The organism is Nonomuraea sp. B19D2, from assembly GCF_040137845.1.
GTDB lineage: Bacteria > Actinomycetota > Actinomycetes > Streptosporangiales > Streptosporangiaceae > Nonomuraea.
On sequence record NZ_JBEFAK010000014.1, the window covers coordinates 125,790 to 150,617 of the forward strand.

General features: G+C 68.7%; 25 protein-coding genes. 12 read left to right on the forward strand and 13 right to left on the reverse strand.

What is annotated here, in order from left to right; all coding sequences use genetic code 11:
- The first annotated feature begins 14 nt into the window (after window positions 1–14).
- Both acnA and ABN273_RS25700 read left to right on the forward strand, forming a co-directional pair.
- Window positions 15–2,744: an aconitate hydratase AcnA gene (gene acnA, locus ABN273_RS25695; protein WP_349451555.1), complete on the forward strand. Its 2,730-nt coding sequence runs from the start codon at window positions 15–17 to the stop codon at window positions 2,742–2,744.
- A gap of 492 nt (window positions 2,745–3,236) precedes the next feature.
- Window positions 3,237–3,971: a TSUP family transporter gene (locus tag ABN273_RS25700; RefSeq protein ID WP_349451556.1), complete on the forward strand. Its 735-nt coding sequence runs from the start codon at window positions 3,237–3,239 to the stop codon at window positions 3,969–3,971.
- Between the two features lie 122 nt (window positions 3,972–4,093).
- Here ABN273_RS25700 and ABN273_RS25705 read toward each other — a convergent pair whose 3' ends face one another.
- From ABN273_RS25705 to ABN273_RS25735, 7 genes are all read right to left on the reverse strand, one after another.
- Complete coding sequence (locus ABN273_RS25705; protein WP_349451557.1) at window positions 4,094–5,245, reverse strand: hypothetical protein; 1,152 nt, start codon at window positions 5,243–5,245, stop codon at window positions 4,094–4,096.
- Window positions 5,242–5,583 (reverse strand): hypothetical protein, encoded by a 342-nt coding sequence (locus ABN273_RS25710; protein ID WP_349451558.1) that lies wholly within the window; start codon window positions 5,581–5,583, stop codon window positions 5,242–5,244. The genes ABN273_RS25705 and ABN273_RS25710 overlap by 4 nt, the downstream gene beginning before the upstream one ends.
- A gap of 58 nt (window positions 5,584–5,641) precedes the next feature.
- Window positions 5,642–6,019 carry a YbaB/EbfC family nucleoid-associated protein gene (locus ABN273_RS25715; protein ID WP_349451559.1) on the reverse strand — a complete coding sequence of 126 codons (378 nt, stop codon included), beginning with the start codon at window positions 6,017–6,019 and terminating at the stop codon, window positions 5,642–5,644.
- Between the two features lie 97 nt (window positions 6,020–6,116).
- The gene (locus ABN273_RS25720) at window positions 6,117–6,806 is read right to left on the reverse strand and encodes a TetR/AcrR family transcriptional regulator (RefSeq protein ID WP_349451560.1); all 690 of its coding nucleotides are present in this window, start codon (window positions 6,804–6,806) and stop codon (window positions 6,117–6,119) included.
- Between the two features lie 108 nt (window positions 6,807–6,914).
- Entirely contained in the window at window positions 6,915–7,115 is a 201-nt protein-coding gene (locus tag ABN273_RS25725; RefSeq protein ID WP_349451561.1) for a ferredoxin, read from the reverse strand.
- 21 nt (window positions 7,116–7,136) lie between these two features.
- Window positions 7,137–8,351, reverse strand: coding sequence for a cytochrome P450 (locus ABN273_RS25730; protein ID WP_349451562.1), 1,215 nt, complete (start codon window positions 8,349–8,351; stop codon window positions 7,137–7,139).
- Window positions 8,352–8,382: 31 nt separating this feature from the next.
- Window positions 8,383–8,547: a hypothetical protein gene (locus ABN273_RS25735; protein ID WP_349451563.1), complete on the reverse strand. Its 165-nt coding sequence runs from the start codon at window positions 8,545–8,547 to the stop codon at window positions 8,383–8,385.
- A gap of 186 nt (window positions 8,548–8,733) precedes the next feature.
- On the opposite strand from ABN273_RS25735, the gene ABN273_RS25740 reads away from it, so the two are divergent.
- The 3 genes from ABN273_RS25740 to ABN273_RS25750 all read left to right on the forward strand — a co-directional run bounded on the left by ABN273_RS25740 (window position 8,734) and on the right by ABN273_RS25750 (window position 11,231).
- On the forward strand, window positions 8,734–9,324 hold the full coding sequence (locus tag ABN273_RS25740) for a TetR family transcriptional regulator (protein WP_349451564.1): 591 nt from the start codon (window positions 8,734–8,736) through the stop codon (window positions 9,322–9,324).
- Window positions 9,325–9,507: 183 nt separating this feature from the next.
- Window positions 9,508–9,864 (forward strand): hypothetical protein, encoded by a 357-nt coding sequence (locus ABN273_RS25745; RefSeq protein ID WP_349451565.1) that lies wholly within the window; start codon window positions 9,508–9,510, stop codon window positions 9,862–9,864.
- Between the two features lie 740 nt (window positions 9,865–10,604).
- Window positions 10,605–11,231, forward strand: a complete 627-nt coding sequence (locus ABN273_RS25750) for an NAD(P)-dependent oxidoreductase (protein ID WP_349451566.1) — start codon at window positions 10,605–10,607, stop codon at window positions 11,229–11,231.
- A 457-nt stretch (window positions 11,232–11,688) separates the two neighbouring features.
- Here the strand turns inward: ABN273_RS25750 and ABN273_RS25755 are convergent, their stop codons facing one another.
- A complete protein-coding gene (locus ABN273_RS25755) occupies window positions 11,689–12,570 on the reverse strand; it encodes an SDR family NAD(P)-dependent oxidoreductase (protein ID WP_349451567.1) in 882 nt (293 codons plus the stop codon).
- Between the two features lie 189 nt (window positions 12,571–12,759).
- Here ABN273_RS25755 and ABN273_RS25760 point away from each other — a divergent pair, with 189 nt between their 5' ends.
- A complete protein-coding gene (locus ABN273_RS25760; protein ID WP_349451568.1) occupies window positions 12,760–13,272 on the forward strand; it encodes a MarR family winged helix-turn-helix transcriptional regulator in 513 nt (170 codons plus the stop codon).
- Between the two features lie 197 nt (window positions 13,273–13,469).
- Here the strand turns inward: ABN273_RS25760 and ABN273_RS25765 are convergent, their stop codons facing one another.
- Window positions 13,470–14,087, reverse strand: coding sequence for a TetR/AcrR family transcriptional regulator (locus ABN273_RS25765; RefSeq protein WP_349451569.1), 618 nt, complete (start codon window positions 14,085–14,087; stop codon window positions 13,470–13,472).
- A gap of 190 nt (window positions 14,088–14,277) precedes the next feature.
- On the opposite strand from ABN273_RS25765, the gene ABN273_RS25770 reads away from it, so the two are divergent.
- Entirely contained in the window at window positions 14,278–14,946 is a 669-nt protein-coding gene (locus ABN273_RS25770) for a sulfotransferase family protein (protein ID WP_349451570.1), read from the forward strand.
- 76 nt (window positions 14,947–15,022) lie between these two features.
- Window positions 15,023–16,666, forward strand: a complete 1,644-nt coding sequence (locus ABN273_RS25775) for an MDR family MFS transporter (protein WP_349451571.1) — start codon at window positions 15,023–15,025, stop codon at window positions 16,664–16,666.
- Between the two features lie 59 nt (window positions 16,667–16,725).
- Here ABN273_RS25775 and ABN273_RS25780 read toward each other — a convergent pair whose 3' ends face one another.
- On the reverse strand, window positions 16,726–17,307 hold the full coding sequence (locus ABN273_RS25780) for a TetR/AcrR family transcriptional regulator (RefSeq protein ID WP_349451572.1): 582 nt from the start codon (window positions 17,305–17,307) through the stop codon (window positions 16,726–16,728).
- 463 nt (window positions 17,308–17,770) lie between these two features.
- Here ABN273_RS25780 and ABN273_RS25785 point away from each other — a divergent pair, with 463 nt between their 5' ends.
- The 4 genes from ABN273_RS25785 to ABN273_RS25800 are packed head-to-tail and all read left to right on the forward strand — an operon-like array spanning window position 17,771 to window position 22,198.
- A complete protein-coding gene (locus ABN273_RS25785; protein ID WP_349451573.1) occupies window positions 17,771–18,883 on the forward strand; it encodes a sugar ABC transporter substrate-binding protein in 1,113 nt (370 codons plus the stop codon).
- A 47-nt stretch (window positions 18,884–18,930) separates the two neighbouring features.
- On the forward strand, window positions 18,931–19,695 hold the full coding sequence (locus ABN273_RS25790; RefSeq protein WP_349451574.1) for an ATP-binding cassette domain-containing protein: 765 nt from the start codon (window positions 18,931–18,933) through the stop codon (window positions 19,693–19,695).
- Window positions 19,692–20,954, forward strand: a complete 1,263-nt coding sequence (locus ABN273_RS25795) for a sugar ABC transporter permease (RefSeq protein WP_349451575.1) — start codon at window positions 19,692–19,694, stop codon at window positions 20,952–20,954. Before ABN273_RS25790 ends, ABN273_RS25795 begins: the two co-directional genes overlap by 4 nt.
- Window positions 20,955–20,992: 38 nt before the next feature.
- Window positions 20,993–22,198, forward strand: a complete 1,206-nt coding sequence (locus tag ABN273_RS25800) for an ROK family transcriptional regulator (RefSeq protein WP_349451576.1) — start codon at window positions 20,993–20,995, stop codon at window positions 22,196–22,198.
- Window positions 22,199–22,207: 9 nt separating this feature from the next.
- Here ABN273_RS25800 and ABN273_RS25805 read toward each other — a convergent pair whose 3' ends face one another.
- From ABN273_RS25805 to ABN273_RS25815, 3 genes are read right to left on the reverse strand one after another with little or no spacing between them, the layout of a single operon-like run.
- On the reverse strand, window positions 22,208–22,960 hold the full coding sequence (locus ABN273_RS25805; RefSeq protein WP_349451577.1) for a neutral zinc metallopeptidase: 753 nt from the start codon (window positions 22,958–22,960) through the stop codon (window positions 22,208–22,210).
- Between the two features lie 36 nt (window positions 22,961–22,996).
- Window positions 22,997–23,809 carry a neutral zinc metallopeptidase gene (locus tag ABN273_RS25810; protein ID WP_349451578.1) on the reverse strand — a complete coding sequence of 271 codons (813 nt, stop codon included), beginning with the start codon at window positions 23,807–23,809 and terminating at the stop codon, window positions 22,997–22,999.
- 43 nt (window positions 23,810–23,852) lie between these two features.
- Window positions 23,853–24,740 (reverse strand): neutral zinc metallopeptidase, encoded by an 888-nt coding sequence (locus ABN273_RS25815; RefSeq protein ID WP_349451579.1) that lies wholly within the window; start codon window positions 24,738–24,740, stop codon window positions 23,853–23,855.
- Window positions 24,741–24,828: the final 88 nt, after the last annotated feature.

The window sequence follows — 24,828 nt, forward strand, 5'->3', positions numbered from 1 at the left end:
GGAGGCGAATCACCGTGTCCGCGAACAGCTTCGGCAGCCGTGACACGCTACGCGTCGGTGACGCGGCATATGAGATTTTCCGGCTGGATGCCGTCGAGGGCGCCGCACGCCTCCCGTACAGCCTGAAGATCCTGCTGGAAAACCTCCTCCGCACCGAGGACGGCGCGAACATCACCGCCGACCACATCCGTGCGCTGGGCGGCTGGGACCCGACCGCGAAGCCGAGCGTGGAGATCCAGTTCACGCCCGCCCGCGTGATCATGCAGGACTTCACCGGCGTGCCCTGTGTGGTCGACCTGGCCACCATGCGCGAGGCCGTGCGCGACCTCGGCGGCGACGCGGCCCGCATCAACCCGCTCGCGCCGGCCGAGATGGTCATCGACCACTCGGTCATCGTCGACTACTTCGGCCACCCGGACGCGTTCCAGCGCAACGTGGAGCGCGAGTACGAGCGCAACCGCGAGCGCTACCAGTTCCTGCGCTGGGGCCAGACGGCCTTCGACGAGTTCAAGGTCGTCCCGCCCGGCACCGGCATCGTCCACCAGGTCAACATCGAGCACCTGGCCCGCGTGGTCATGACCCGCGACGGCAAGGCGTACCCCGACACCTGTGTCGGCACCGACTCCCACACCACCATGGAGAACGGCATCGGTGTCCTGGGCTGGGGCGTCGGCGGCATCGAGGCCGAGGCCGCGATGCTCGGCCAGCCGATCTCCATGCTCATCCCGCGCGTGGTCGGCTTCAAGCTCAGCGGCAAGCTGCCCGCCGGGGCCACCGCCACCGACCTGGTGCTGACGATCACCGAGATCCTGCGCAAGCACGGCGTGGTCGGCAAGTTCGTGGAGTTCTACGGCGAGGGCGTCGCGTCCGTGCCGCTGGCCGACCGGGCCACGATCGGCAACATGAGCCCCGAGTTCGGCTCCACCTGCGCGATCTTCCCGATCGACGGCCAGACCATCGACTACCTGCGGCTGACCGGGCGCTCCGAGGAGCAGATCGCGCTCGTCGAGGCGTACGCCAAGACCCAGGGCCTGTGGCTCGACCCGTCCGCGCCCGAGCCGGTCTTCTCGGAGTACATCGAGCTTGACCTCGGCACCGTCGTCCCGTCGATCGCCGGTCCCAAGCGCCCGCAGGACCGCATCGCGCTGTCGGCCGCCAAGGCCACCTGGCGCCACGACGTGCAGAACTACGTGGCCGACGGGGTCGACGAGGCTGGTGAGGAGACCTTCCCGGCCTCCGACGCGCCGGCCTCCAACGCCGCCGCCAACGGCGGCCGGCCGCACAAGCCGGTGCCCGTCACGCTGGCCGACGGCACCTCGTTCGAGATCGACCACGGCATCGTCTCGATCGCCGCGATCACCTCGTGCACCAACACCTCCAACCCGTTCGTCATGCTCGGCGCGGCGCTGCTGGCCCGCAACGCCGTCGACAAGGGCCTGACCCGCAAGCCGTGGGTCAAGACCTCGCTGGCCCCCGGCTCGCAGGTGGTCACCGGCTACTTCGAGCGCTCGGGGCTGCAGCCGTACCTCGACAAGATCGGCTTCAACCTCGTCGGCTACGGCTGCACCACCTGCATCGGCAACTCTGGCCCGCTGCCGCCGGAGATCTCCGAGGCCGTCCAGGCCAACGACCTCGCGGTCACGGCCGTGCTGTCGGGCAACCGCAACTTCGAGGGCCGCATCAACCCCGACGTCAAGATGAACTACCTGGCCTCGCCGCCGCTCGTGGTGGCGTACGCGCTGGCCGGGACCATGGACCTCGACCTCGACACCGAGCCGCTCGGCATCGGCAACGACGGTCAGCCGGTCTACCTGAAGGACATCTGGCCGTCGCCGGAGGAGATCTCGGCGGTGGTCAACTCCTCCATCGGCCGCGACATGTTCGAGCGCGACTACGCCGACGTGTTCAAGGGCGACGACCACTGGCGTTCGCTGCCGATCCCGACGGGCGACACCTTCGAGTGGGACCCGGACTCGACGTACGTGCGCAAGGCCCCGTACTTCGACGGCATGCCGTCCAAGCCTGAGCCCGTCACCGACATCACCGGCGCCCGCGTGCTGGTCAAGGTCGGCGACTCGGTCACCACGGACCACATCTCGCCGGCCGGCTCCATCAAGGTCGGCACCCCGGCCGCGCAGTACCTGCAGGCCAACGGCGTCGAGGTGAAGGACTTCAACTCCTACGGCTCGCGGCGCGGCAACCACGAGGTGATGATCCGCGGCACGTTCGCCAACATCCGCCTGCGCAACCAGATCGCGCCGGGCACCGAGGGCGGCTACACCCGCGACTTCACCCAGCCCGACGGGCCGGTGTCGTTCATCTACGACGCCTCGGTCAACTACGCCGCGGCTGAGACGCCGCTGGTGGTGCTGGCGGGCAAGGAGTACGGCTCCGGCTCCTCGCGCGACTGGGCGGCCAAGGGCACGGCGCTGCTGGGCGTGCGCGCGGTCATCGCCGAGTCGTACGAGCGCATCCACCGCTCCAACCTGATCGGCATGGGCGTGCTGCCGCTGCAGTTCCCCGAGGGCGCCTCGGCCGAGGCACTCGGGCTGACCGGCGAGGAGACGTTCGACATCACCGGCGTCGAGGAGCTCAACTCGGGCGGCATCCCGCGCACGGTGCACGTCAAGGCGGGCGAGGTGGAGTTCGACGCGGTGGTGCGCATCGACACGCCGGGCGAGGCCGACTACTACCGGCACGGCGGGATCATGCAGTACGTTCTTCGCTCGTTGCTCGCGAAGTGACTTCCCGGGCTCGCGCGCGGTCATGAGCCGCGCGTGGGCCGGGAGCCCTTGGCTTCCTATGAGCCGGGGTTGGGCGCGATCCTCACGCGCCCGTATCGGGGGAACCACCCGACACAGAGGAGAGCCGCCCGGCGGGACACCCCCCGCCGGGCGGCTCTTCGTCATCGGGACGTCGTCCGGTAGCCGCGCTTGAGCGGGAGGATTGCCCTTGACAATCGGCGACGTGTGGCGCGATGAGAGTGCCACCCGGCGAACTGCGATGTGGAGGTGATTGTCCCATCCCCTGTCGGTCGTCGTCAGCGCACGACGATCTTGACTGGGGTTGCGGACCCCTCCCACTCCGGTGCGATGCGGGTGGAGCGTGACGGCTTGCCCTGAACCATCTCCCGGATGGCCTGGTCGATGATCGCGGTCATGGGTTCACCTTGCCTTCTTAAGATCACTCTCGCGGTAGTGATCGCAACAGAGAGTAAAGATGATTGACTCTCGTCCATGACTGATGCGGCATTGGTGCTGATTATTGGTGGTCTGGCGGTCTTTGTCGGGGCAATTGTCCAAGGTGGCGTGGGTTTCGGGCTGGGGCTGGTCGCCGCTCCCGTGCTCACCATGCTGGGCCCCGACCTCATGCCGGGCGCCATGCAGGTCGTCAACATGACGCTGCCGCTGTTCACGCTGGCCGCCGAGTGGCGGACGGTGGACTGGCGCGGGCTCGGTTTCGCGCTGCTGGGAAGGATACCCGGGAGCGTCGTCGGCGCAGTCATTGTTGTCTACGTTTCCGTATACACGAGGGGCGTCTTCGTCGCGGTCATGGTGCTCATCGCGGTGGTGCTGACGGCCAGGGCGCTGAGCGTGCCGCGTAACGGGCTGACGGTCGCCTCCGCCGGATTCGTCTCGGGGATCACCGGGACGGCCACGGGCATCGGCGGGCCGCCGATGGGGCTCGTCTACCAGCACGCCAAGGGGCCGCAGATCAGGGCGACGCTGGCGATGTTCTTCTTCCTGAGCGCCGCCCAGTCGCTGGTCGTCCTCGCGGTCGTGGACGAGCTCCCGGCCCAGGCCCTGATCACGGGGACGGTGCTGATCGTGCCGATGGTGCTCGGGTTCCTGGTGTCGGGGCCGCTGCGGCGGTATCTCGACGGCGGCAAGGTGCGGATGGCCGTCCTGGCGGTGGCCGCCGCCTCCGCCGTGGCGCTGCTCGTACAGAACGTGATCACACAGCTCGCCTGAGTGAGTGGCAGGTGATCACCCAGAGCGGCAAGACGTACGCGGTTAGCGCCTGATCGTGCCTGGAGTCAGCTATGGCCGGCGACAGCCGAACGGCCTAAGGGCCCCGCCGGATGCGCCTGCGGTCAGGGCTTGAAGTCGAGGGGACCGTCGTTGAACAGTCCTTCGACATACCTGTAAGGCCATTCGGTGATCGTCGCCCCCAGCCCTTTCTGCTTCTCGTACTCGTTCCAGTGTTGAAAGTGGCCGCCGCCGTAGTCGTGGTCGTCGAGGTACCTCTCGCGAGCCGCCTCCTCGTATCCGAGCTGGCTGCCCATGCGGTACGCGGCCTCGTTGGCCGCCCGTTCCTCCCTCTCCCGCGCGTCGTACCAGGGGCTGGGGTCGTCCCCTGCGGGTTGCGTGTCCCACCTGTCCTTGGCGATCGTGACCTGGCGGACGAACTCTCCCGCGAGTGCCTCGGGGCTGGCGAGGTCGGATCCGCCGATGCGGATGACGTTGAGTTGCGGGTCGTAGTCGGACCACGCCATGTTGGGGTCGCTCTGATACAGAGTGGTGATCCCATGTTCCCTGGCGTAGGCGAGCGCGGCCCGGCCCTCGGGGGTCTGCTGCAGTACGCGCTCGGCGTCCCGGCGTGCCTTCGGGTTGTCATCGAAGGGATCGAGGGCGAGGGTGGCGGCCGTCACGAAAGTCGTCTGCAGCGCCGTAAGACCCACGCCTACCGCTCGGCTCGGTCGGGCCAGCGACCAGTCCAGCATCGCCTTCAGAATCGCCTTCGCGGCCTGGATGGGGTGGACCGCACCGGTGGCGATGCTCTGCTTCACCTGACCTCGGGCGTCCCTGAGCGCCTTGCGCGTCGCCATGATGCGCAGCCTGCTGAGCAGCGCGCCCAGCCCCGGATTAACCAGGAAGGCGCGGATGAGGTGGAGCAGCAACACGCAGAGGGCGAGGACGACGATCCACTTCCACACGGTCTTGAACACCACGTGGACGGTCGTCGCGCCGCCGGCTATGAGGCTGGCCAGGGCGCCGTCGTTCATCCGCCTGTCGTCGAAGCTGTAGGAGTCTTCGAAGACGTCGATTTCGGAGCCGACGTTGCCGGACGCCCGTACGTGTGCGACGGCCGAACCCGCCTGTGACTGACCGCTCTGATTGGCGGCGGCGAGATCCATCAACCCGCCGGCACCCTCGAGGCGTGTCATCTCGTCCCGGGGCCAGGGAGCCTCCTCCGCGACGAGGCTGTGCACCCACCGGAGTGAGGAGGGCAGCTCCCAGCTCATAGCTCCTCCAGGGCGGCCCGCAGGTGATGGGCGGACTCCATGTTGGCGTGTTCGGCGCTCGCGTAGTTCCGCTCGGACAGACTCACTTTGTCCGCGCGGTCGCGGAGGAGCGTGACCGTGCCGCCGAACGCCTCCCGCACCAGGCCGGGAAACTCGGCGAACTCGGCGTCGAACTGTTCGCTGAGCTCGTCGGCGTCGCTGGTCCTTCCCGCGTTGCGGGCACGGTCGAGAGAGCCGTGAAGGCCGCGTTCCAGACCGTCGGCTGCCTCCGACAGCCGGCTCGACGAGACGAGCCGGCTGCCGTAGACGGTCTGGATCTCCCTGTTGGTGCTGCTCATCGTCGAACTTCTACTCCGTCTGCTGTTCGCGTGCTGATGTCTCGGTCCGGCCGCAAGCTCACGACCTCGGCTGCATCAGCCGATCCAGCCTCATGGTGAGCTCGTTGGCGACGACGAGGATCTCGTCCATTTGGGCGTGGGCGTCGGACTTGATGTCCTCGAGCAGAGCGGTCAACTCGGGTGTCTCCTGGCGCAGGGCCTCAGGGGCGGCCTGCGTGGCGCGCTCCTCGGCGGCGGCGCGGGCCCGCCCGAATGCATCCCTGATTTCGGCCGCCAGCTCGTCCGAGGAAAGGCGCATCGCCCTCGGGTCGATCTCCAGTCCTACCAGGTCGCTGATGCCGTCGACCTCCACCTTGACCAGGCCGTCCGCCGCCACCGCCGTCTCGCGCAGCGCGGTGAACTGGTCGAGGAAGTCGGGCCGATCCGAGGCTGCCATGCGAAACACTCCCACTCATAAGGCCATTTCCGGTCATTTACGGCCATGACGATCAAAGCAGAAGGCGCCGGTCAGCCTCGCGGAAGATCATTAAGATTCACGCGCGATTCACCGTCCGTTCTCCTGCGGCTACGCTCTGCTCCCAGGGCCGCGCGTCGGCGCTTCGGCTCGCGCCGAGCGCGGGGACGGCGGCGACCAGGAACTCGCGGATCGCGCGCTCCATCTGAACCGAGTCGCGGTCGAAGAGCCACTGGGCCTGCACGCCGTTGATGAGCGCGATGGTCATCGTGGCGAGTGTCTCCGGATCGCTGGACGAGCGCAGCTCTCCGCGTTCGGCCAGGGACTGGAAGGCCATGCCGAAGAAGCGGCGGAGCATGCGGTAGCGCTCGGCGTAGTAGGCGTGCGCCGGATGCTCGGGAGAGGTGGCCTCCCCTGACACGACACAGTGCAACTCCATCAGACCGGGCTGCAGCTCGTTGTCCACGATGACGGAGAGCATGCCCCTGAGGCTCTCGACGGGGTTGGCGGTCGGGTCGAGGGCGTGTGCCGATTCGAGGTAGGCGGTGCCGCGTTCGTCGCGCAGCGCCAGCACGGCCGCGAGCAGTTCCTCCTTGCTGGAGAAGTGGTGCAGCAGGCCCGTATAGCTGATGCCGGCGCGTTTGGCGATGTCTTTCATGGTCGCGCCGTAGAAACCGGTCTGGCCGAAGGCGTCCACGCAGGCTTCGACGACCCGGCGGCGGATCGCCGCCGTCTTGGCGTAAGGCCCGCGGCTGGTGCTCTGGGTCACGGCTTCCTCCGGCAGGGATTTTAAATTCGTACTCCTATTCGGGTTTCATGGTATCGCGCCGCCGGCCTGGCGAGCGCGGATTGCTCGCCAGGCCGGGCATGGAACTGGCTACGCCTGCTCGCTCACCTCGATGGCGGCGGCAGGGCAGACGGCCGCGGCCTCGCGGACGGCGGCGTGCCGGTCCCCGGCCGGCTCGGGTTCCAGCAGGATGACGATGCCGTCGTCGTCACGCTGGTCGAACACCTCCGGGGCGAGCAGCACACACTGGCCCGCGCCGCAGCACTTGTCCTCGTCGACGATGACTTTCATGGTGATCTCCTCTCTGCGACGTCACCAGCGGACCGGGACCGTGCGCAGGCCGCCGACGGCCAGCCCCTCCACCCGCGCCAGCTCCTGCACCGGCACGGCCAGCTCCAGACCAGGCAACTTGCGCAGCAGCACCTCCAGGACGACCTGCAGCTCGGTACGGGCCAGCGCCTGGCCCAGGCAGGAGTGGGCGCCGGAGCCGAAGGCCAGATGCGGGTTCGGGGTGCGGGTCAGGTCCAGCTCGGCCGCGTTGTCGAAGGCGCTCTCGTCGCGGTTGGCGGCGGCCATGCTGCACACCACCGTGGTGCCCTTGGGCAGGTGCGTGCCGCTGACCTCGGTCTCCTCCTTCAGGTAGCGGGGCAGGCCGAAGCCGGAGTTGGCGTCGAGGCGCAGCGACTCCTCGACAGCGGTGCGGATCAGGGACGGGTCGGCCAGCAGCGCCTCCCACCGGCTGTGGTCGGCCAGCAGCATGGCGACCATCTTGCCGATCATGTTGGCGGTGGTCTCGTGCCCCGCGACCAGCAGCGCCATGCCGGTGACCAGGATCTGAATGTCGGACAGGCCGCCGTCCTCGGGGGTGCCCGCTGCGATCAGCTCGCTCAGCAGGTCGCTACCCGGCTGCTCCCGCTTGGCGGCCAGGTGGCCGGACATGTACTGGAAGAACTCGGCCTGGGCGGCCTCGATCTCCTCCTTGCCGTAGCGGGTGAGGTTGAGCAGGGTGTCCGACCAGTACGAGAACCGGTCCCGGTCCGCCGCGGGCACGCCGAGCATGTCGCAGATGACGTACACCGGCAGCGGGAAGCCCAGGCTCGCCCTGAGATCGGCGGGCTGGCCGCGCTCGACCATGTCGTCGATCAGGTCGCCGGCGATCTGCGCCATCTGGGGCCGCAGCGCGTTCATGCGCTTGGCGGTGAACCACTTGCCGACCAGCCGCCGCCAGTGCTGGTGCGCCTCCCCGCCGTCGGGGATGATCGCCGCCATCTCGCTGCTGAACAGCCCGCCGTCGTCGGTGGCCGACAGGCGGGCCGCGTCGGGGGCGTTGAGGAGCCGGGTGAAGCGCGGGTCGGCCAGGACCTGTTTGACATCCTCGTACCGGGTCAGCAGAGTCGCCTGGTCGCCGCTGGGCAGCTTCACGTGCGCCACCGGACACGTACCGCGCAACTCGGCCCACTCCGCGGGCGGCTCCAGCGCCGCCGGAGCCGGGATCGGATAGTCCAGGACTTGCTCGCTCTGGCTCATTCGACTTCTCCTCGGAAGTGGTGTTTCGCGGTCAGTTGCTGGATGAGAAGGCTTCGAGGGGAGCCGTGTCGATGTTCGCGTTCACCCGGTTCCTTCCCTTCGTCCGCGGCCGCTGCACGATGGCCATCGCCCGGCCGATTCCCGAGCCCGCTCCTGTGACCAGGGCAACGCGGTCGTCAAAGGTGCGCGTGGTCAAATGCGGGTCCTTTCGGTTCAAGCGACGACGGCGGCGCTCGAGAGGGAGTTCCGGAGCATGGCGGTGACATGCCGGCCCCCAACCGGACTATGGGGTCCGGTTGCACCGTAGCCGCTGCCGTCGGCAGATGTCGAGCGGATGCCACAGAAATCCGGACTATGGGGTCCGGTTGCTACCGTAGCCACCATGTCCCACACCCGGCGGCCCAACAGAGGGCCGAGCGCGGCGGCGGAGAACCGGGCGGCGCTGATCGCGGCGGCCCGCGAATGGTTCGCCGCAGACGGATACGACGCGCCTCTCGCCTCGATCGCGCGTACGGCCGGTGTCGGCAAGGGCAGCCTCTATCGGCACTTTCCCGATCGCGCCAGCCTCGCGCTGGCCGTCTTCGAGGAAGGCGTCAAGGAGTTGGAGGCGCTCGCCGCCGAACCCGGAACCACCCTGGACGACATGCTGGCGCTGATGACCGAGCAGGCCATCGCCTCGACCGCGTTCGTCGGCATGGTCAGCGCTCCCATCGACCCGCGCATCGCCCAGGTGCGCGACCGGGTGGCGGCGTTGCTGCGCGATCTGCTCGCCGAGGCGAGGGAGGCCGGCCGCGTGCGCGCGTACATCACCACCGAGGACCTGGTCACGGCCATGGGCATGATCGCGGCGCTGCTGGCCAAGATACCGGCGGCTGAACGGCGCGAGACCGCTGAGCGGGCATGGCTGCTCCTCTTTTCGGGCATCGCATGCGATCCCCGGGGGTCCGCGCCGCCCGCTCCTTCTGATCGCTGAGGCGGGCGTCGCTTGTGGGGACCCCGCCGGCGCTTAAAATAGTATCGCGATTCGAGTTTTGATGTTGCTGTGTGCCGACTCAGCAGTCTCGAGCAAGGATCGACCGATGACCCGACCCGGATTCCTTTGGGGAGCAGCGACCGCGCCACACCAGGTGGAAGGGAACAACGTCAACATCGACTGGTGGGTTCTCGAGCACGTATGCCGGGCATGGAGCGCAGCGGCGACGCGTGCGACAGCTACCACCGCTACGCCGAGGAGCAGGGCTGGATGGGCGAGCGGGCGATCGAGCGTTTCCGGGCCTACGTCCAGGCCGTGGCCGGCATTCTCGACGGAGTCGAGTGGGTCTGCACGATCAATGAGCCGAACATGCTGGCCCTGATGGTGGCCATGGGCAGGGTCGCGCAGTCCGGCGACGCCAAGTCGTGGATGAGTCCGACCGTGGAGGGCGCGGCCCGGCCGGTGCTGCCGAACACCCGCTCGCCCGCCCAGCCCCGCGGCACGCGCATGGTCCGCTGGTACCACACCCAGCCGACATGATCGCGGATCGCGGAGTCGGTGAACAGGTCGTTGTAGCTCGCCGGCACTGCGGCCTCGAGCGGGGTGTCGAGCGTCCCGCTCCACGGCCGCTCGCCGGCGGCGGAATCGACGGCGAACCGCCACAAACCATCCAGATTGACCAGCTCACGGGTGGCGGTGGCACGTGGCCTCAGCATCGCAATGCCTCCTTGGCGCGTCTTTGACGGCCACCGGCGTCGGCGAGCCGCAGGAACCCGCGAGAGGGGGAGCGCACCGAAAATGCAGAGTCACCGGGCCGGTGCGTCGACCACGGCCGTGACGTCTGCGATTCCGATGGTTCCGCCACCAGGGGCGTCCCGGTAAGCGCGCGAGTCCCGGGCGACGTGGCGGTTGTCGTTCATGATCCAGAGTCGGCCGCCCGGCTCCATGGACTCACTCGGCATGGTGGCGGTGAAACCGCCGAGAGCTGAGTCGACGAGGCCGCAGCCGGAGGTCGGCACTTGAAGCGGGGCAAGAGAGAGTACGCGTAAACGCGTACGAATCACCAGGGCATTGTGCCGGACATCCATGCCGATCTGGGCGGTACCTCGGCGGCCCTGTCAGAGTCCGGCGTGGCTCACGGTTGCTAACCGGATAACTGTCCGGTACGTTTCATGATACCGGACAGATGTCCGCTTAGCTTGTGTTGCACCACGAACGCCGTCGGCAGTAACGGAAGGCATTCCCCGCACCTGCCCACGCACACGGAGGGTTCTCTCGCCATGAATCTGCTCATCTTGGGCGCGACCGGCCCCACCGGTCGCCACGTCGTCGACCTGGCCCTCCGGTCCGGCGACAGGGTCACAGTCCTGGCACGCAGGCCGGAGGCGCTGCACGACCTGGCAGATCAGGTCACCGTGGTCGCCGGAGACGCCACCTCGCACAACGATGTCGCGAAGGCCATGATCGGACAGGACGTCGTCATCTCGGCCCTCGGCAGGAGCACATCCGTGCGCGCCGACGGCCTGTTCACCCGTGCCGCGGCGGCCGTGATCGGCGCGGCCAAGGAAAAGGGCGTCTCCCGCCTGGTATGGCTGTCGTCGTTCGGCGTGGGGGACACCTACCGGTCGGCGAGCGCCGTACAGAAGGTCATGTACCGCACGTTCCTTCGGAACATCTACGCGAACAAGGAGATCTCCGAGAAGAAGATCCGCTCCAGCGGCCTGGACTGGACGCTGGTCTACCCGACCATGCTCACCAAGGGCCCCGCCAAGGGCACCTACCTCGCCGGCGACCGTCTCCCGATGAAGGGCAACCCGACGATCAGCCGCGCGGACGTCGCCGACTTCATGTACAAGGCGGCCCACAGTCCCGAGTGGATCCACCGCGACGCCGTCATCACGGACTGAGGATGAACCCCGATTCCCACGGGCATCGTTCGGGGGGGCTTGAGGCGGCGTGCTCCGCCATGGCCGCGACGGTCCCCGTCTCGGCCGGCAGGACATCCGCCGTGACGGGTCCGTGGGGGCTGCGCCGCCGCCGGTGACGGCCGCAGACGCGGTGACGGGGCGGGCGCCTCCTCCGGCTCCGTGGCTGGCGTGACCGACTCAGGGGTTGGCGCCGCGAGCCACAGGTAGGCGGGCCACGCGAGGATCCGGACCAGATCGAACGGCAATCCGGCCCGCGACCCGAGGAACATCGTCAGCATGAGCACGGGCGCGGCCACGAACACCGCGGTGCCCAGCCGCCGCGGGCGGTCGTGTCCCGGACGATCCGGCGCCACAGGTAGCCAGTGCAGGCCGCTCAGCACCCCCAGGATCACCGCTGTGACGGCCCGGCGTTGTGCACGTCGCCTGCGCGTGGTCTCTAATCGATGCCGACCATGGCTGCGCTTGCGCGCCACAAGCGATCCTGAGCGTCTCGGCTGCGCGCCAGTTCCGAAGGGTCGGGGAACTTCGGTTCGCCCTTGACCAGGGAGATGTAGATCCGGCCTGGCGGTGGGGTGACGGCCCCCAGGGAGACTTCGGCCAGGGCTTCGCCCGCGCGTTCGGGTGTTCCCATGACGTATTCGGGACGGAAGAGAGCGATCAGCCGGAAGACGGTACGCATCAGGAGCGTGACGAACGCACGCCTGGCAGGCGAGCTGTCACGGCCGAGCGAGGTGCCGCCGGTGAGGCCGGGGCTGAAGGCGATCACGGTGATCTGGCGGGTCGTGACCGAGCCGAGCGCGGCGAAGGACTGCGCGGTCAGCAGGTTGCACAGCTTGGACGCGGAGTAGGCGCGTATGCCCGTGCCGAAGCCGCCCTTGCCCGGGAACGCCAGCGCTCGTGGGTCGAGGGTCTTGGGCGCGATCGGGGTGATGGCGGGATCATGCGTTTCGCTGGTGGTGATCACCAGGCGGCCCTGGTCGGCCATGCGCGGCACCAGGAGCCGGGCCAGCAGGTAGTGGGCGAGGTGGTTGACCGCGAACGTCAGCTCGTAGCCCTCGGCGCTGCGCGCCTCGGCGTTGGAGGTCTGCATGCCGGCGTTGAGGACCAGGACGTCGATGCGGGCGCCACCGAGCCGCCGTGTCACCGCGTCGGCGAAGTCACTGACGCTTGCGAGCGAGGCGAGATCGAGCGGTATGACCTCGACGCCGGGCGGCACTGTTCGTCCGCTTCCACGGGCGCCGATGATGACCCGCGTGCCGGGCTGGGCGGCGATGTGCTGCAGCGCGTGTGCGCCGAGCCCGGCTGTGGCGCCGGTCATGACGACAACACGCTGCGCTTTGGCCTGGTCCATTGGCTGGTCGTCCTGTCCTGATGGGGGTGTGGCCTGCCGGCTGCGGTTCTGACCGCAAACCATCGGTGACGACCGGCTGCCGGTTGCCGGCAGGCGCCACCTCTGAGACCATTGTTAATATAACCTCTGCGATATTATCAATTGATAAGGAGTAAGTTGTCAAAATCGGTTTCCGGCTCCGGTGCGCCCGGCGAGATCTCCTCGTCCGTGACAGGCGGCCAACTGCTCGCCGGACTCGCGAGCCTGGGCAAGGGCCTGAGGCAGTGGATGCAGGCGAACATGCCCGCGGGTGGCGGCGGGATGACGGTGCCCCGCGCCACCCTGCTCCTCGGCCTGACGCTCAAGCGCGAACCGGCCGGCATGAGCGAACTCGGCGAGCCCCTGGGCATGTCCCCCAGAAGCATGACTGTGCTGGTGGACGGCCTGGAGAAGGAGGGCTTGGTCCGTCGCGTCGGCCACCGGCACGACCGCCGGATCAAGCTGGTCGAGCTCACCGAGGCCGGCAGGCGGGTGGTGGAGCAGGAGCTCGGGCCGTCGCAAGCGGCGGCAGCGGCATTGTTCGACGACCTCACGCCCGAGGAGCGCGGCGAGCTGCTCAGGCTGCTGGTGAAGGTGGCCGACTCCTTGCGTGCACGCGGGATCGAGGTGCCCTCCCACGATCAAGGCTGATCCTCGAACCCGCAGGGACCTGCCGGACATCTCCCGTGGACGCACTGCTGCAGGAGCGGCGCACGGAACTGCCCGACGCCCAAGCGCATCGTGCCGCAGCCCTGGATGGCGTCCAGTCATGTGAGGCATGTCGGCGTGCGGGTCGTCGGGGGTGGCGTCCGAGACCGAAGAGTCGGTCGCCTACTCGGGGACGTCGCCTAATCAGGAACGGGGAGCCGCGGCGCCGGGAACAGATCGCCGACCAGCGAAGTCGCCGCTTGTGTGGCGATGGCGAGGATGTCGTCGTCCGTGGCCTCGGTGCCCTGGGCGGCCATCACGGCGTTGTGCACACTGAGCAGGGCCATGCGGACGCGCAGCCGGTCCGTCAGCGGCGCGTCGGGGCCGAGGAGAAGCTGTGCCGCCCTGTCGACCCGGTCCAGCGGGCCGCCTTGTCGCAGTGGCATCACCGTACGCAGTGCGGCATGGTTGGCGGCGGCGGACCGCATGGTCCGCAGTCCCTGTCTGCCGCTCAGGGCAATCCAGCGGCCCAGGAACTCGGCGGACAGCTCGGGAGTGAGTGACTGGCCTGCGGCCCAGTCCAGCAGGTCGTCGAGCGCGCGCATGTTCTCTTGGAAGAGGCTGAGGATGATCGCCTCTTTGCTGTCGAAATGGTAGTAGAGCGCCGCTTTGGTGATGCCGATCTGCTCGGCGATCTCGCGCATCGAAGTGGCGTCATAGCCGCGCTCGGTGAACAACGTCAGCGCGGCCTGCTGGATGTCGGCCCGCGTCTGGCCGCCCTTGCGCCGCGGGGCCGTCATCCGTTCCGTCTCTGTCATCGCTCTTCCTTGCTCCCAAGCTCAGCTCCCTCAGAGTTTACCCCCACTTGCTTACCGGCCGGTCAGCAAGTACCTTACTAACCGGCCGGTAGGCAAGTGGTCATGGCGATCCGCACGTCACCGAGCGTCTGCCGGCCTGACATGGCCGAAGGCGGCTCCGATCGCCGTGATCGAGACAGGAAGGGCCGGTATGACTTTGCGAGTTGTGGGGGCGGGGTTTCCGCGTACGGGGACGACGTCGCTGAAGGCGGCGTTGGAGCGGCTGCTCGGGGCGCCCTGCTATCACATGCAGGAGCTGTTCGAGCGGCCGGACGACGCCGCGGTCTGGCGTGACGCCTGCGCGGGAGTCATGCCGGACTGGGACGGATTCCTCGCAGGATACGCAGCCGGGGTGGACTGGCCGGTGTCGTGGTGCTGGCGGGAACTGTCCGCCGCGTACCCGGACGCGCTGGTGCTGCTGTCTCGGCGGGAGAGCGCCGAGCGCTGGTACCAGAGCATGGACCGGACGGTGCTGGAAGGGGCACGCCACCTGATGCGCGGAGACTTCGGCAGCAGGCCGCCGATGCTTGCCCATGTCACCCCCGAGCAGGCTCGCGCCATGCAGGAGATGATTCGCGCCCTGTTCGGCGGCGCGTTCGGCGACCCCCATGACCGCGACAAGGTCATCGCGGCCTACGAGCGGCACCTCGCCGAGGTCCGCGCCGCCGTACCGGCGCACCGGCTGCTGGAATGGCAGCCGGCCGACGGGTGGGAGCCGTTGTGCGCCGCACTCGATCTCCCGGTTCCCGACGAGCCGTTCCCGCACGAGAACACCACAGCCGACATGCGGGCCCGGATGAGCGACATCGACGGCCGATGATGCCGGCGAGGCGGGACAGCCGGCCCGTATGCACCGCGTCGGCGTGGTCGGTATCTGGGTGCGCCATATTCACTAGTTGCTTGCCGACCGGCAGGTAAGTTTCCTTCGCATGGCGGGAGCCCACGTGATGGCAGAAGACAGCGCGAAAGACGCAACAAGTCCCCCGACGGCGGGGCACCAGGCCGGACTGGGGTTCAGCCATCGCCAGATCCTCGTGACGATGAGCGGCCTGGTCATCGCCATGCTGCTGGCGATGCTGGACAACATGATCGTCGCTCCGGCACTGCCGACCATCGTCGGCGAGCTGGGCGGCCTGAACCACCTGGCGTGGGTGAGCACCGGCTACGTCCTGGCCTCCACGGTGGCCACGCCGATCTGGGGCAAGCTCGGCGACCTGTACGGCCGGCGCATCACCTTCGTCGCCGCCGTGGCGCTCTTCCTGCTCGGCTCGGTCCTGTGCGGGATGTCACAGGACATGGCGCAGCTGATCGGCTTCCGCGCCCTGCAAGGCCTGGGAGCGGGCGGCCTCATGGTCGGCGTGCTGTCGATCGTCGGGGAGATGATCCCCCCACGCGATCGCAGCAAGTACCAGGGCGTGATCATGGCTGCCATGCCGGTGGCGATGATCGGCGGCCCGCTCATCGGCGGCTTCATCACCGACAACCTCACCTGGCGCTGGGCCTTCTACGTCAATCTGCCGCTCGGCGCCATCACCCTGATCCTGTGCTGGATCACCCTGGCCAAGCTGCCCAAGGGCGCCGGCAGAGCCGTGATCGACTGGTGGGGCACCGCGCTGCTGACGGTGTGGATCACCGCGCTGGTGCTCATCACCAGCTGGGGCGGCACCCAGTACGACTGGACCTCGCCGCAGATCCTCGGCCTGGCGGCGCTGGCGGTGGCCGGATTCGTCGCCTTCGTGATCGTCCAGCGGCGGGCGGCCGAGCCGATCATGCCGCTGCGAGTCTTCAAGAGCCGCAACTTCTCCCTGGCCGGGGCCGTCGGCTTCATCTCGGGTTTCGCCATGTTCGGCGCCATAGGCTTCCTGCCGCAGTTCCAGCAGTTCGTCCAGGGCTCCTCGGCCACCAACAGCGGCCTGCTGCTCATGCCGATGATGATCGCCTCCATGATCGTCAGCCTGGCCGGCGGCGCGCTGATCGGAAGGACCGGGCACTACAAATCGTTGCCCATCGTCGGCACCGTCCTCGTCACCGCCGGCCTGGCACTGTTCGCCACCATGGACCTCGACACCACCACCACGATGACGACCCTCTACATGGTGGTTCTGGGCGCGGGCATGGGCGCGCTGATGCAGACCAGCACCCTCATCGCCCAAAACAGCCTCGACCTGCGCGACATGGGCGCCGGTACCGGGGTGTCGACCTTCCTGCGCAACATGGGGAGCTCACTCGGCGTCTCCCTGCTCGGTGCCGTCTACACCAGCCAACTGGCCGATTCGCTGGCCGGCGCCGGGCCGGCCGCGCAGAGCGTGGCCGCCTCCGCCGCCTCGATGACCCCGCAAGCGCTGCGTGCCCTGCCAGAGGCAGCCCAGCACCTGTTCCAGCAGGCCGTCACCGACGGCATCACCACCCTGTTCACCTGGGGCGCGGCCGTGACCGCCGTCGGCATCGTCGTGGCCCTCTTCATCCGCCAGGTCCCGCTGCGCGGCGCCGCCACATCAGCCGCCAGTCCCGATGCCGAGCCGGTCGCGGCCGACAGGTGAGGCCAGCCGCCCCGATCGGCCGGGCCCGGCCGATCGCCCGGATGCCGGCCTCCTGATCGTCACCCCCGCCCGGGCGCCCCAGCGCGCAACCCGTCCATGACAAGGTCCAGGAGTCGAGCAGCCTGGGCTTGCCAGTCCCCGCGGGTATCGAGCTGCCAGACGCCGGCGATGGCCAGGATGAAGTCGTCGGAGGTCACCCCCGGACGGATGGTGCCGGCCTCGTGATTGGCCGTGAGCAGAGTCTCGACCGCCTCGACCACCAGCGCGTATCCCGGCTGCGCCGGGCCGTCCGTCGTGCCGACGATCTGACGCATCGCGTCCGACAGGCCGGCCTTGGCGACGGCGAAGCGGGCGAGTTGGTCCATCCATTCACGCAGAGCCTGGTCGGGCGCCAGGGTTTTGAGGAGTTCCGCCGCAGCGTCAGTGAGCTGCTGCACCTCGTGCCGGTGGACTTCCAGGACGAGCGCTTCACGGTTGGGGAAGTTGCGGTAGAACGTGCCCTGCCCGACCCCCGCCTTCTTGGCGATCACACTCAGCGGGACATCTGCGGCACGCGACAACTCGGCCAGTGCCACCTCCAGGATCCGCTCCCGATTGCGCTGCGCATCCGAGCGCTGAGGCCCGTCGTTCCTGGGCTCCACTCCCGCTCCTTCCTGGCTCACGTCCAAACCCTTTGCCGACCGGATGACTGTCCGATGCGGTCCCGGATAGCGGACATCAGTCCGCTTAGGGGCCACCATAGCGCCGGCGCTGCAGGCGAAGCGAGTGGCCGATGGCGCGCGACCGGTGTTCGGGTCGGCCGTGGCGGCGCACTGAGCGGGCGCCCCGATCCCGACGCCCGCGCCTGACCGGCTCTCACGGCCGTCGTAAGTGAGCGACGACGGATCCCCGAAGCGCCGACCGGGCCAACTGAAGCGCGAACTGGGCCAACTGAAGTGCTCAGTCACATCAGGCGGGAGTCGGGAAGGTTGAGGCGGCGTTTCTGGATTGTTACTGGATACAACAAACTCCCGGCCCACAGGGTCTTCCAAAGCGGTCCATCCCGGAATACGTTGCCGCAAACAACATTCATCCGGGCCCCTCCGGAAGAAAGGACCCTGCACCATGCGCAAGGGGATCCTCAGCCTGACCGCCACGGCAGCCGCGCTCGCCCTCGGTCTCACCGCCTGCGGGGGCGACAGCGGTCAGATCACCACGTCGAGCTCGTCGGCCTCGGCCCCAGCGGCGAAGGCCGGGAAGATCGGCGTCATCCTGCCGGACAGCAAGTCCTCGGCCCGGTGGGAGACGGCGGACCGCAAGTACCTCGAAGAGGCGTTCAAGGCCGCCGGCGTCGAGTACGACATCCAGAACGCCCAGAACGACAAGACGGCGTTCCAGACCATCGCCGACCAGATGGTCACCAACGGCGCCACCGTCCTGATGATCGTGAACCTGGACAGCGGCAGCGGCAAGGCCGTCATCGACAAGGCCAAGTCCCAGGGTGTGGCCACGATCGACTACGACCGGCTGACGCTCGGCGGCGGCGCCGCGTACTACGTCAGCTTCGACAACACCAAGGTCGGCACGTTGCAGGGCGAGGGCCTGAGCAAGTGCCTGGCCGACAAGAAGGCCAGCAAGCCGATCGTGGCCTACCTGAACGGCTCTCCCACCGACAACAACGCCACCCTGTTCAAGAACGGCTACGACGGGGTGCTCAAGCCGAAGTTCGACTCCGGCGAGTACGTCAAGGGCCCCGACCAGGCCGTGCCCGACTGGGACAACACCCAGGCCGGCACGATCTTCGAGCAGATGCTGACCCAGCAGCCGAAGATCGCCGGCGTGCTGGCCGCCAACGACGGCCTGGGCAACGCCGCCATCACCGTGCTGAAGAAGAACAACCTCAACGGCAAGGTGCCGGTCACCGGCCAGGACGCCACCGTCCAGGGCCTGCAGAACATCCTCGCCGGCGACCAGTGCATGACGGTCTACAAGGCCGTCAAGAAGGAGGCCGACGCCGCGGCCAAGCTCGCGGTGGCGCTGGCCAAGGGCGAGAAGCCCACGGCGAGCAGCAGCGTCAAGGACCCCGAGAGCGGTCAGGACGTGCCCTCCGAGCTGATGGAGCCGCAGGCCATCTACCTCGACAACGTCCAGGACGTGGTGGCCGACGGTTACGTGACCAAGGAGGAACTGTGCACGGGTGACTTCGCCAAGAAGTGCACCGAGGCCGGCATTCAATAAGACCGAGGGGCGCGGCCGGCCCGGCCGCGCCCCTCTTAGGGAGCCCCATGACCCCCCTCCTTGAAGTGCGCGGGATCGACAAGAGCTTCGGCCCGGTGAAGGTGCTGCACAAGGTCGAGTTCGCGGCGTACGCCGGCGAGGTGACGGCGCTGGTCGGCGACAACGGCGCGGGCAAGTCGACCCTGGTCAAGTGCGTCGGCGGCATCTATCCGATCGACGCCGGCGAGATCCTCTTCGACGGCCGGCAGGTGCAGGTCCACAGCCCGCGCGACGCGGGCGAGCTCGGGATCGAGATCGTGTACCAGGACCTGGCCCTGTGTGACAACCTCGACATCGTCCAGAACATGTTCCTCGGCAGGGAACGCAAGAACGGGCTCCTGCTCGACGAGGACAGCATGGAGGAACTGGCCGCGCAGACCCTCAGCAGCCTGTCCGTGCGCACGGTGAAGTCCATCAGGCAGCAGGTCTCCAGCCTGTCCGGCGGGCAGCGGCAGACCGTGGCCATCGCCAAGGCCGTGCTGTGGAACAGCAAGGTCGTCATCCTCGACGAGCCGACCGCGGCCCTGGGCGTGGCACAGACCGCGCAGGTCCTGGAGCTGGTGCGACGGCTGGCCGACACGGGCCTGGCCGTCGTCCTCATCTCGCACAACATGAACGACGTCTTCGCCGTCTCCGACCGGATCGCGGCGCTCTACCTCGGCAGGATGGCCGCCCAGGTCAGGACCGCCGACGTGACGCACGCCCAGGTCGTCGAACTGATCACCTCAGGCCGCAGCGGGGATCTCGGCCTCAAGAACGGGGTCACCCCATGAGCAAGGTCAAGGAACTCCCTGGCGAGGCCATCGCCGCCGCGACGCAGTCCCCGTCGATCGGCAACAGCTTCCTCGCCTACGTCGAGCGGGTACGCGGCGGGGACATGGGCGCGCTGCCCGCCGTGCTGGGCCTGATCGTGCTCTGTACGGTCTTCGCCGTCGCGCGGCCCGCCTTCGTCACCTCGATCAACTTCGCGAACCTCTTCACGCAGGGCGCCGCGACCACCCTGATCGCGATGGGCCTGGTGTTCGTGCTGCTGCTCGGCGAGATCGACCTGTCCGCCGGCTTCGCCAGCGGCGTGTGCGCGGCGGTGCTCGCCGTCACGCTCACGGGCATGGGCCTGCCCTGGTACGTGTGCGCGCTGGCCGCCATCGTCACCGGCATGGTCATCGGCACCGCGCTCGGCACGCTGGTCGCCAAGGTCGGCATCCCGTCGTTCGTGGTCACGCTGGCCGCGTTCCTCGCCTTCCAGGGCCTGGTCCTGGTCCTGGTCGACGAGGGCACGAACATCTCGATCAGGGACAGCGTGATCGTGGCCATCGCGAACAAGAACCTGCCGCCCTCGCTCGGCTGGGCGCTCTACGCGGTCTGCGTGGCGGTCTTCGCCGCCGTGCAGCTCCTGCGGGCCAGGAAGCGCTCCAAGCGCGGGCTGGCGGCAGACCCACTGTCGCTGATCGCCGCCCGGGTGGGCGCGCTGGCGGTGCTGGCCGGGCTCGCGGTGTACGTGCTCAACCTGGAGCGCAGCCGCAACCCGGCGCTGGTCTCGCTCACCGGGGTGCCGATCGTGGTGCCCGTGATCCTGGTACTGCTGGTCGTGTGGACGATGGTGCTGCGCCGTACCGCGTTCGGACGTCACCTCTACGCGGTCGGCGGGAACACCGAGGCCGCGCGGCGGGCGGGCATCCCGGTCGACAGGATCAGGATCAGCGCGTTCGTGATCTGCTCCTCGATGGCCGCGATCGGCGGGATCGTGGCCGCGTCCAGGGCCAGCTCCGTCGACCCGAACACGGGCGGCAGCTCCGTCCTGCTGTACGCGGTCGGCGCGGCGGTCATCGGCGGCACGAGCCTGTTCGGCGGCAAGGGCAGGGTGCTCGACGCCGTGCTCGGCGGCGCCGTGGTGGCGGTGATCGAGAACGGCATGGGTCTGATGGGGTATGGAGCCAGTGTGAAGTACCTGGTCACGGGGTCTGTGCTGCTGCTCGCCGCGGGGGTGGACGCCCTGGCGCGCAAGCGGGCGGCTGCCGCTGGTCTAAGGTGATCAGCGACTCACAGCCCCCCTTGAAGGAACCCCAGACGATGCGTGCCGGCCCTTCCCAGGAGGACATCAGGCGCCACAACCTCGGCGCGCTGCTTCGCCATGTCCACCTGGGCGGGCCGATCTCGCGTGCCGAGCTGACCACGAAGATGGGGCTCAACCGCAGCACGATCATGGCGCTGACCTCCGACCTCACCGCGGCGGGGCTGGTGCGGGAGGAGCTGCCCCGCGAGACGGGCCGCGCGGGGCGGCCCTCGCTCGTGGTGCGGCCGGAGTCGGCGCGGGTCTACGTGTTCGCCTTCGACGTGGGCCCCGACCGGCTCGCGGTCGCCCGCGTGGGGCTGGGCGGGGTGATACTCGACCGCCGCGAGACGGCGCGCGAGCGTGGCCCGTTCCAGCTGGACGAGCTGACCGGGACGCTGGCCGGCTTCGCCAGGCAGATGCGGCGCAAGACCAGGGACGACACCGTCTGCGTCGGGGCGGCGGCGGCCGTGTCCGGCGGCGTGCGCAAGGCCGACGGAGTGGTGCGGTTCGGGCCCAACCTGCTGGCCGAGGAGGTGCCGTTCGGCGAGGAGCTGGGCCGCAGGCTGGGCCTGGGGCTGCCGGTCAGCGTGGGCAACGACGCCAACCTGGCCGCGCTCGCCGAGCACAGCCGCGGCGTCGGCGCCGCCGTCAGGGACCTCATCTACCTGCATGGTGACGTGGGCATCGGCGGCGGCATCATCGCGGGCGGCCACCTGCTGGGCGGCCACGACGGCTACGGCGGCGAGGTCGGCCACATGGTCGTCAACCCGGGGGGCCGCGCCTGCGGCTGCGGCTCGCACGGGTGCCTCGAGGCGGAGGTGGGGGAGCGGGCCCTGCTGGAGGCCGCGGGCCGCGTCGGTCCCGGGCAGCACGGGCGGGACGCGGTGCGTGCCGTGGTGGAGGCCGCCGACCGGGGCGACATCGAGGCGCAGGACGCCCTCAGCAAGGTCGGCGACTGGCTCGGCCTCGGCGTGGCGAACCTGGTGAACATCTTCAACCCGGAAATGGTGATCTTCGGGGGGATGCTGCGGGAGATCTACCTCGGGTCGGCGGCGCAGGTGCGTACCCAGCTCGCCCTGCACGCGATGGCGCCGCAGCGGGAGAGGCTGCGGCTGCGCACGTCGGCGCTGGGGGACGCCGCCACGCTGGTGGGCGCGGCCGAGCTGGCCTTCGCCCACGTCCTGGCCGATCCCCTGGAGGTCCTGGCCCGCGCCCACGCCTGACAGGGACGGTCAGGCGACCTTGGACGTGGTGGCCGTCCACGTGTTGCAGAAGCCCGTGGCGCCGCCCCGGTAGCCGCGGTCCTGCCAGAAGGCGAGGTTGCGCGGCTTGCCGTGGATCTTGCTCTCGTCCGCCCTGCGCACGGCGTCGATCCAGTCGTCCCACTCGATCCCGGGGTTGATCGACTTGAGGGTGGCGCTGTAGAAGACGCCGGCGAAGCATTCGGCCTGCATCTCCAGCCGGTGGCTCAGCAGGGCCCGGGCGCTGTCCGAAGCGGGCCAGTACAGCGCGTTCTGCGCGTCCAGCACGCCGATGAGCTGCTGCACGTGGTGCCCCCATTCGTGGGCGACCGAGTGCGCGATGTTCATCCTGAACGGGTCGCCCAGGTCGTGCCTCATGATGCGGATGGCGATCGTGCGCTGCACCGGGCAGTACTGCGCGCCGTTGCTGGTGATCTTCCCGCAGACGGAGTCGCTCCCCGTCGTGATCGTGACCTCGGGCGAGGTGTACGTCAGCCCGGCGGCCGCGAACCGGCCGGCCCAGAAGCGGTCGGCGCATTCGGCCATCGCGCGGTGGAAGGACTTGAGCGAGGCGACGCTCCCCGCGCGGATCTGCGGGACAGCGCATCTCTGGGCGGCCACGCGTCCGCCCATCGCCCCCGACAGACCGGCCCGCGCGATGCTCGACGCCGCCCAGGCCGGCCCGGAGTGCCCGGAGAAGAGGAGCAGACCCGCGACCATGCCCGCTAAGAGGGAAATGCGCATGATCGCGGATCTTAGATTACTTAGTAGTGATTTGGGCTAGAGGACCTTGGCCTTCGGCGCGGCCCAGGTGTTGCAGGCGTTCGCCGACTCGCTCTTGAAGCCGCGCTGGAGCCAATAGGCGTTGTTGGCGTCCTTGCCGTGGGTCTGGTCGGCGCCGCTGCGCACCTTCACGCCGATGGAGCTCAGGTCGAGGAAGTTGTGGGTGGACTTGAGGATGGCGCCCCACTCGGCGTCGCTGCGGCCCAGCGAGTCCCAGACGCGGCCGACGAAGGCCCCGGACAGGCACTGCGCCTGCAACTCGGAGCGACGGACCCCGTCGAGCGCCCGCGTGCCGCTGCCGGCGTAGAACCTCTCCGTGGCGTTGCCGATGCCCGTGAGCTGCTGGACGTGGTGCCCGTACTCGTGGGCCAGCACCTGCATCAGCGCCAGGTTCCGCGGCTCTTCGACTATCTCCGGGCTCAGCAGGAACGTGATGGACTTGTTGTTCGGGCAATAGAGCGCCTGCGCGCCCTCGGGGAACTTCCCGCACGCCGTCTTCGTGCCCACCTTGGTGATCACCGTGAGCTTGGGGTTGCTGAAGCGGTAGCCCGCCTTCTTCACCACGGGCGCCCACGCCTGCTTGAGGCAGTCCATCACGGAGGAGAAATAGACCTCCGCCTCATCGACGGACCCGTTGTTGACCGGCGGCTCCTCGCACGTCTGGATGCCGAGCTTGCCCGCCTTGTACAGCGGGTTCTTCGTCAGGACCGGCTTGAAGGCCGGCGCCGAGACGGTGGCCGCGTGGGCCGTGCCGGCGAAGAGCAGGCTCGCCAGGGCGCCTGCCATGAGCGCCAATCGGTGGATACGCATGAGAAGGCACCCTATTAAAGAGGGAGTTCCAGGTAAAGGAACATTAAAGTGTATTTCTGGGTGAGGCGGACCAGGTGTTGCACGCCCCCGGAGTCCCGCGGTTGAAGCCGCGCGTCATCCAGGCGGCCTGCGTCGGTCCCCTGCCGTGGTCGTTCTGCGGCCAGCCCTTGGCGCCGTTCTTCCTGAACCAGCCCACGGTGTACGCCCAGTCGGCGTCCGTGACCAGCGCCGTTTCCTTCATCGTGCTCATGAAGACCGAGGAGAAGCATTCGGCCTGCAGCTCCGAATTGCGCGAGAGCTGCAGTCGCTTGGCCTTCGCCGCCACGGTCCTTGCGGCCCAGTAGTAGTTCCAGATGCCGGAGATCTGCTGGACGTGGTGGCCGTACTCGTGGGCGATCAGGCGGGTGATGCCCAGCGGGAACGGGTTCCGCAACTGGTCCCGGCTGATCATCAGGTACATCGTGCGGTCGGTGGAGCAGTAGACGCCGTCGGCGCCGGCGTTCCACGCGCCGCAGGGCGTCTTGACCTTGGCGGTGATGATGCGCAGCCGCGGCTTGGTGAACGGCAGCCTGGCCTTGCGGAACTGGGCGCCCCACGCCTTGTTGAGGCAGTTGGTCACGCGGGTCAGGAAGCGCCGGTACGCGATCATGCTCCCGGCCGGGAGGTTGCCGGGCGCGCAGTTCACGTCGGTCAGGCGCCCGGTCTTGTAGAGCGGGTTGGCCGTCGCCACCGCCCTGCCGATCGAGGGGCCCTTGTTCGACTGGCTGGAGAGCTTGGCGGGTGGGGAGGCGAGCTGCTGGGCCTCGTTCTGCGGCTCCGTCGAGGTGGTGGCCACGTCGGCCAGCACCAGCACTAAACCGGCCGCTGCCAGGGCAAGTGCCAGCATGGCGACCGCCAGTGCCGCGAGTTTACTTTTGGGGACGGAGTTCATATGTCCCGAAAGACTAGGTCAAGATCGGACATATGTGGGTGGATTTGACTCGATGGAGTCAGTGAGGCGTCCGCGAACTAGACTCGGG

Excerpts from the sequence above, each read along its gene's own strand:
- ABN273_RS25765 (WP_349451569.1), bottom strand. The coding sequence starts at position 14,087 with ATGACAGAGACGGAACGGATGACGGCCCCGCGGCGCAAGGGCGGCCAG.
- ABN273_RS25795 (WP_349451575.1), top strand. The coding sequence starts at position 19,692 with ATGAGCAAGGTCAAGGAACTCCCTGGCGAGGCCATCGCCGCCGCGACG.
- ABN273_RS25725 (WP_349451561.1), bottom strand. The coding sequence starts at position 7,115 with ATGAAAGTCATCGTCGACGAGGACAAGTGCTGCGGCGCGGGCCAGTGT.
- ABN273_RS25755 (WP_349451567.1), bottom strand. The coding sequence starts at position 12,570 with ATGACCGGCGCCACAGCCGGGCTCGGCGCACACGCGCTGCAGCACATC.
- ABN273_RS25815 (WP_349451579.1), bottom strand. The coding sequence starts at position 24,740 with ATGAACTCCGTCCCCAAAAGTAAACTCGCGGCACTGGCGGTCGCCATG.
- ABN273_RS25715 (WP_349451559.1), bottom strand. The coding sequence starts at position 6,019 with ATGGCAGCCTCGGATCGGCCCGACTTCCTCGACCAGTTCACCGCGCTG.
- ABN273_RS25785 (WP_349451573.1), top strand. The coding sequence starts at position 17,771 with ATGCGCAAGGGGATCCTCAGCCTGACCGCCACGGCAGCCGCGCTCGCC.
- ABN273_RS25770 (WP_349451570.1), top strand. The coding sequence starts at position 14,278 with ATGACTTTGCGAGTTGTGGGGGCGGGGTTTCCGCGTACGGGGACGACG.
- ABN273_RS25750 (WP_349451566.1), top strand. The coding sequence starts at position 10,605 with ATGAATCTGCTCATCTTGGGCGCGACCGGCCCCACCGGTCGCCACGTC.
- ABN273_RS25805 (WP_349451577.1), bottom strand. The coding sequence starts at position 22,960 with ATGCGCATTTCCCTCTTAGCGGGCATGGTCGCGGGTCTGCTCCTCTTC.
- ABN273_RS25790 (WP_349451574.1), top strand. The coding sequence starts at position 18,931 with ATGACCCCCCTCCTTGAAGTGCGCGGGATCGACAAGAGCTTCGGCCCG.
- ABN273_RS25705 (WP_349451557.1), bottom strand. The coding sequence starts at position 5,245 with ATGAGCTGGGAGCTGCCCTCCTCACTCCGGTGGGTGCACAGCCTCGTC.
- ABN273_RS25700 (WP_349451556.1), top strand. The coding sequence starts at position 3,237 with ATGACTGATGCGGCATTGGTGCTGATTATTGGTGGTCTGGCGGTCTTT.
- ABN273_RS25710 (WP_349451558.1), bottom strand. The coding sequence starts at position 5,583 with ATGAGCAGCACCAACAGGGAGATCCAGACCGTCTACGGCAGCCGGCTC.
- ABN273_RS25810 (WP_349451578.1), bottom strand. The coding sequence starts at position 23,809 with ATGCGTATCCACCGATTGGCGCTCATGGCAGGCGCCCTGGCGAGCCTG.
- ABN273_RS25730 (WP_349451562.1), bottom strand. The coding sequence starts at position 8,351 with ATGAGCCAGAGCGAGCAAGTCCTGGACTATCCGATCCCGGCTCCGGCG.
- ABN273_RS25800 (WP_349451576.1), top strand. The coding sequence starts at position 20,993 with ATGCGTGCCGGCCCTTCCCAGGAGGACATCAGGCGCCACAACCTCGGC.
- ABN273_RS25740 (WP_349451564.1), top strand. The coding sequence starts at position 8,734 with ATGTCCCACACCCGGCGGCCCAACAGAGGGCCGAGCGCGGCGGCGGAG.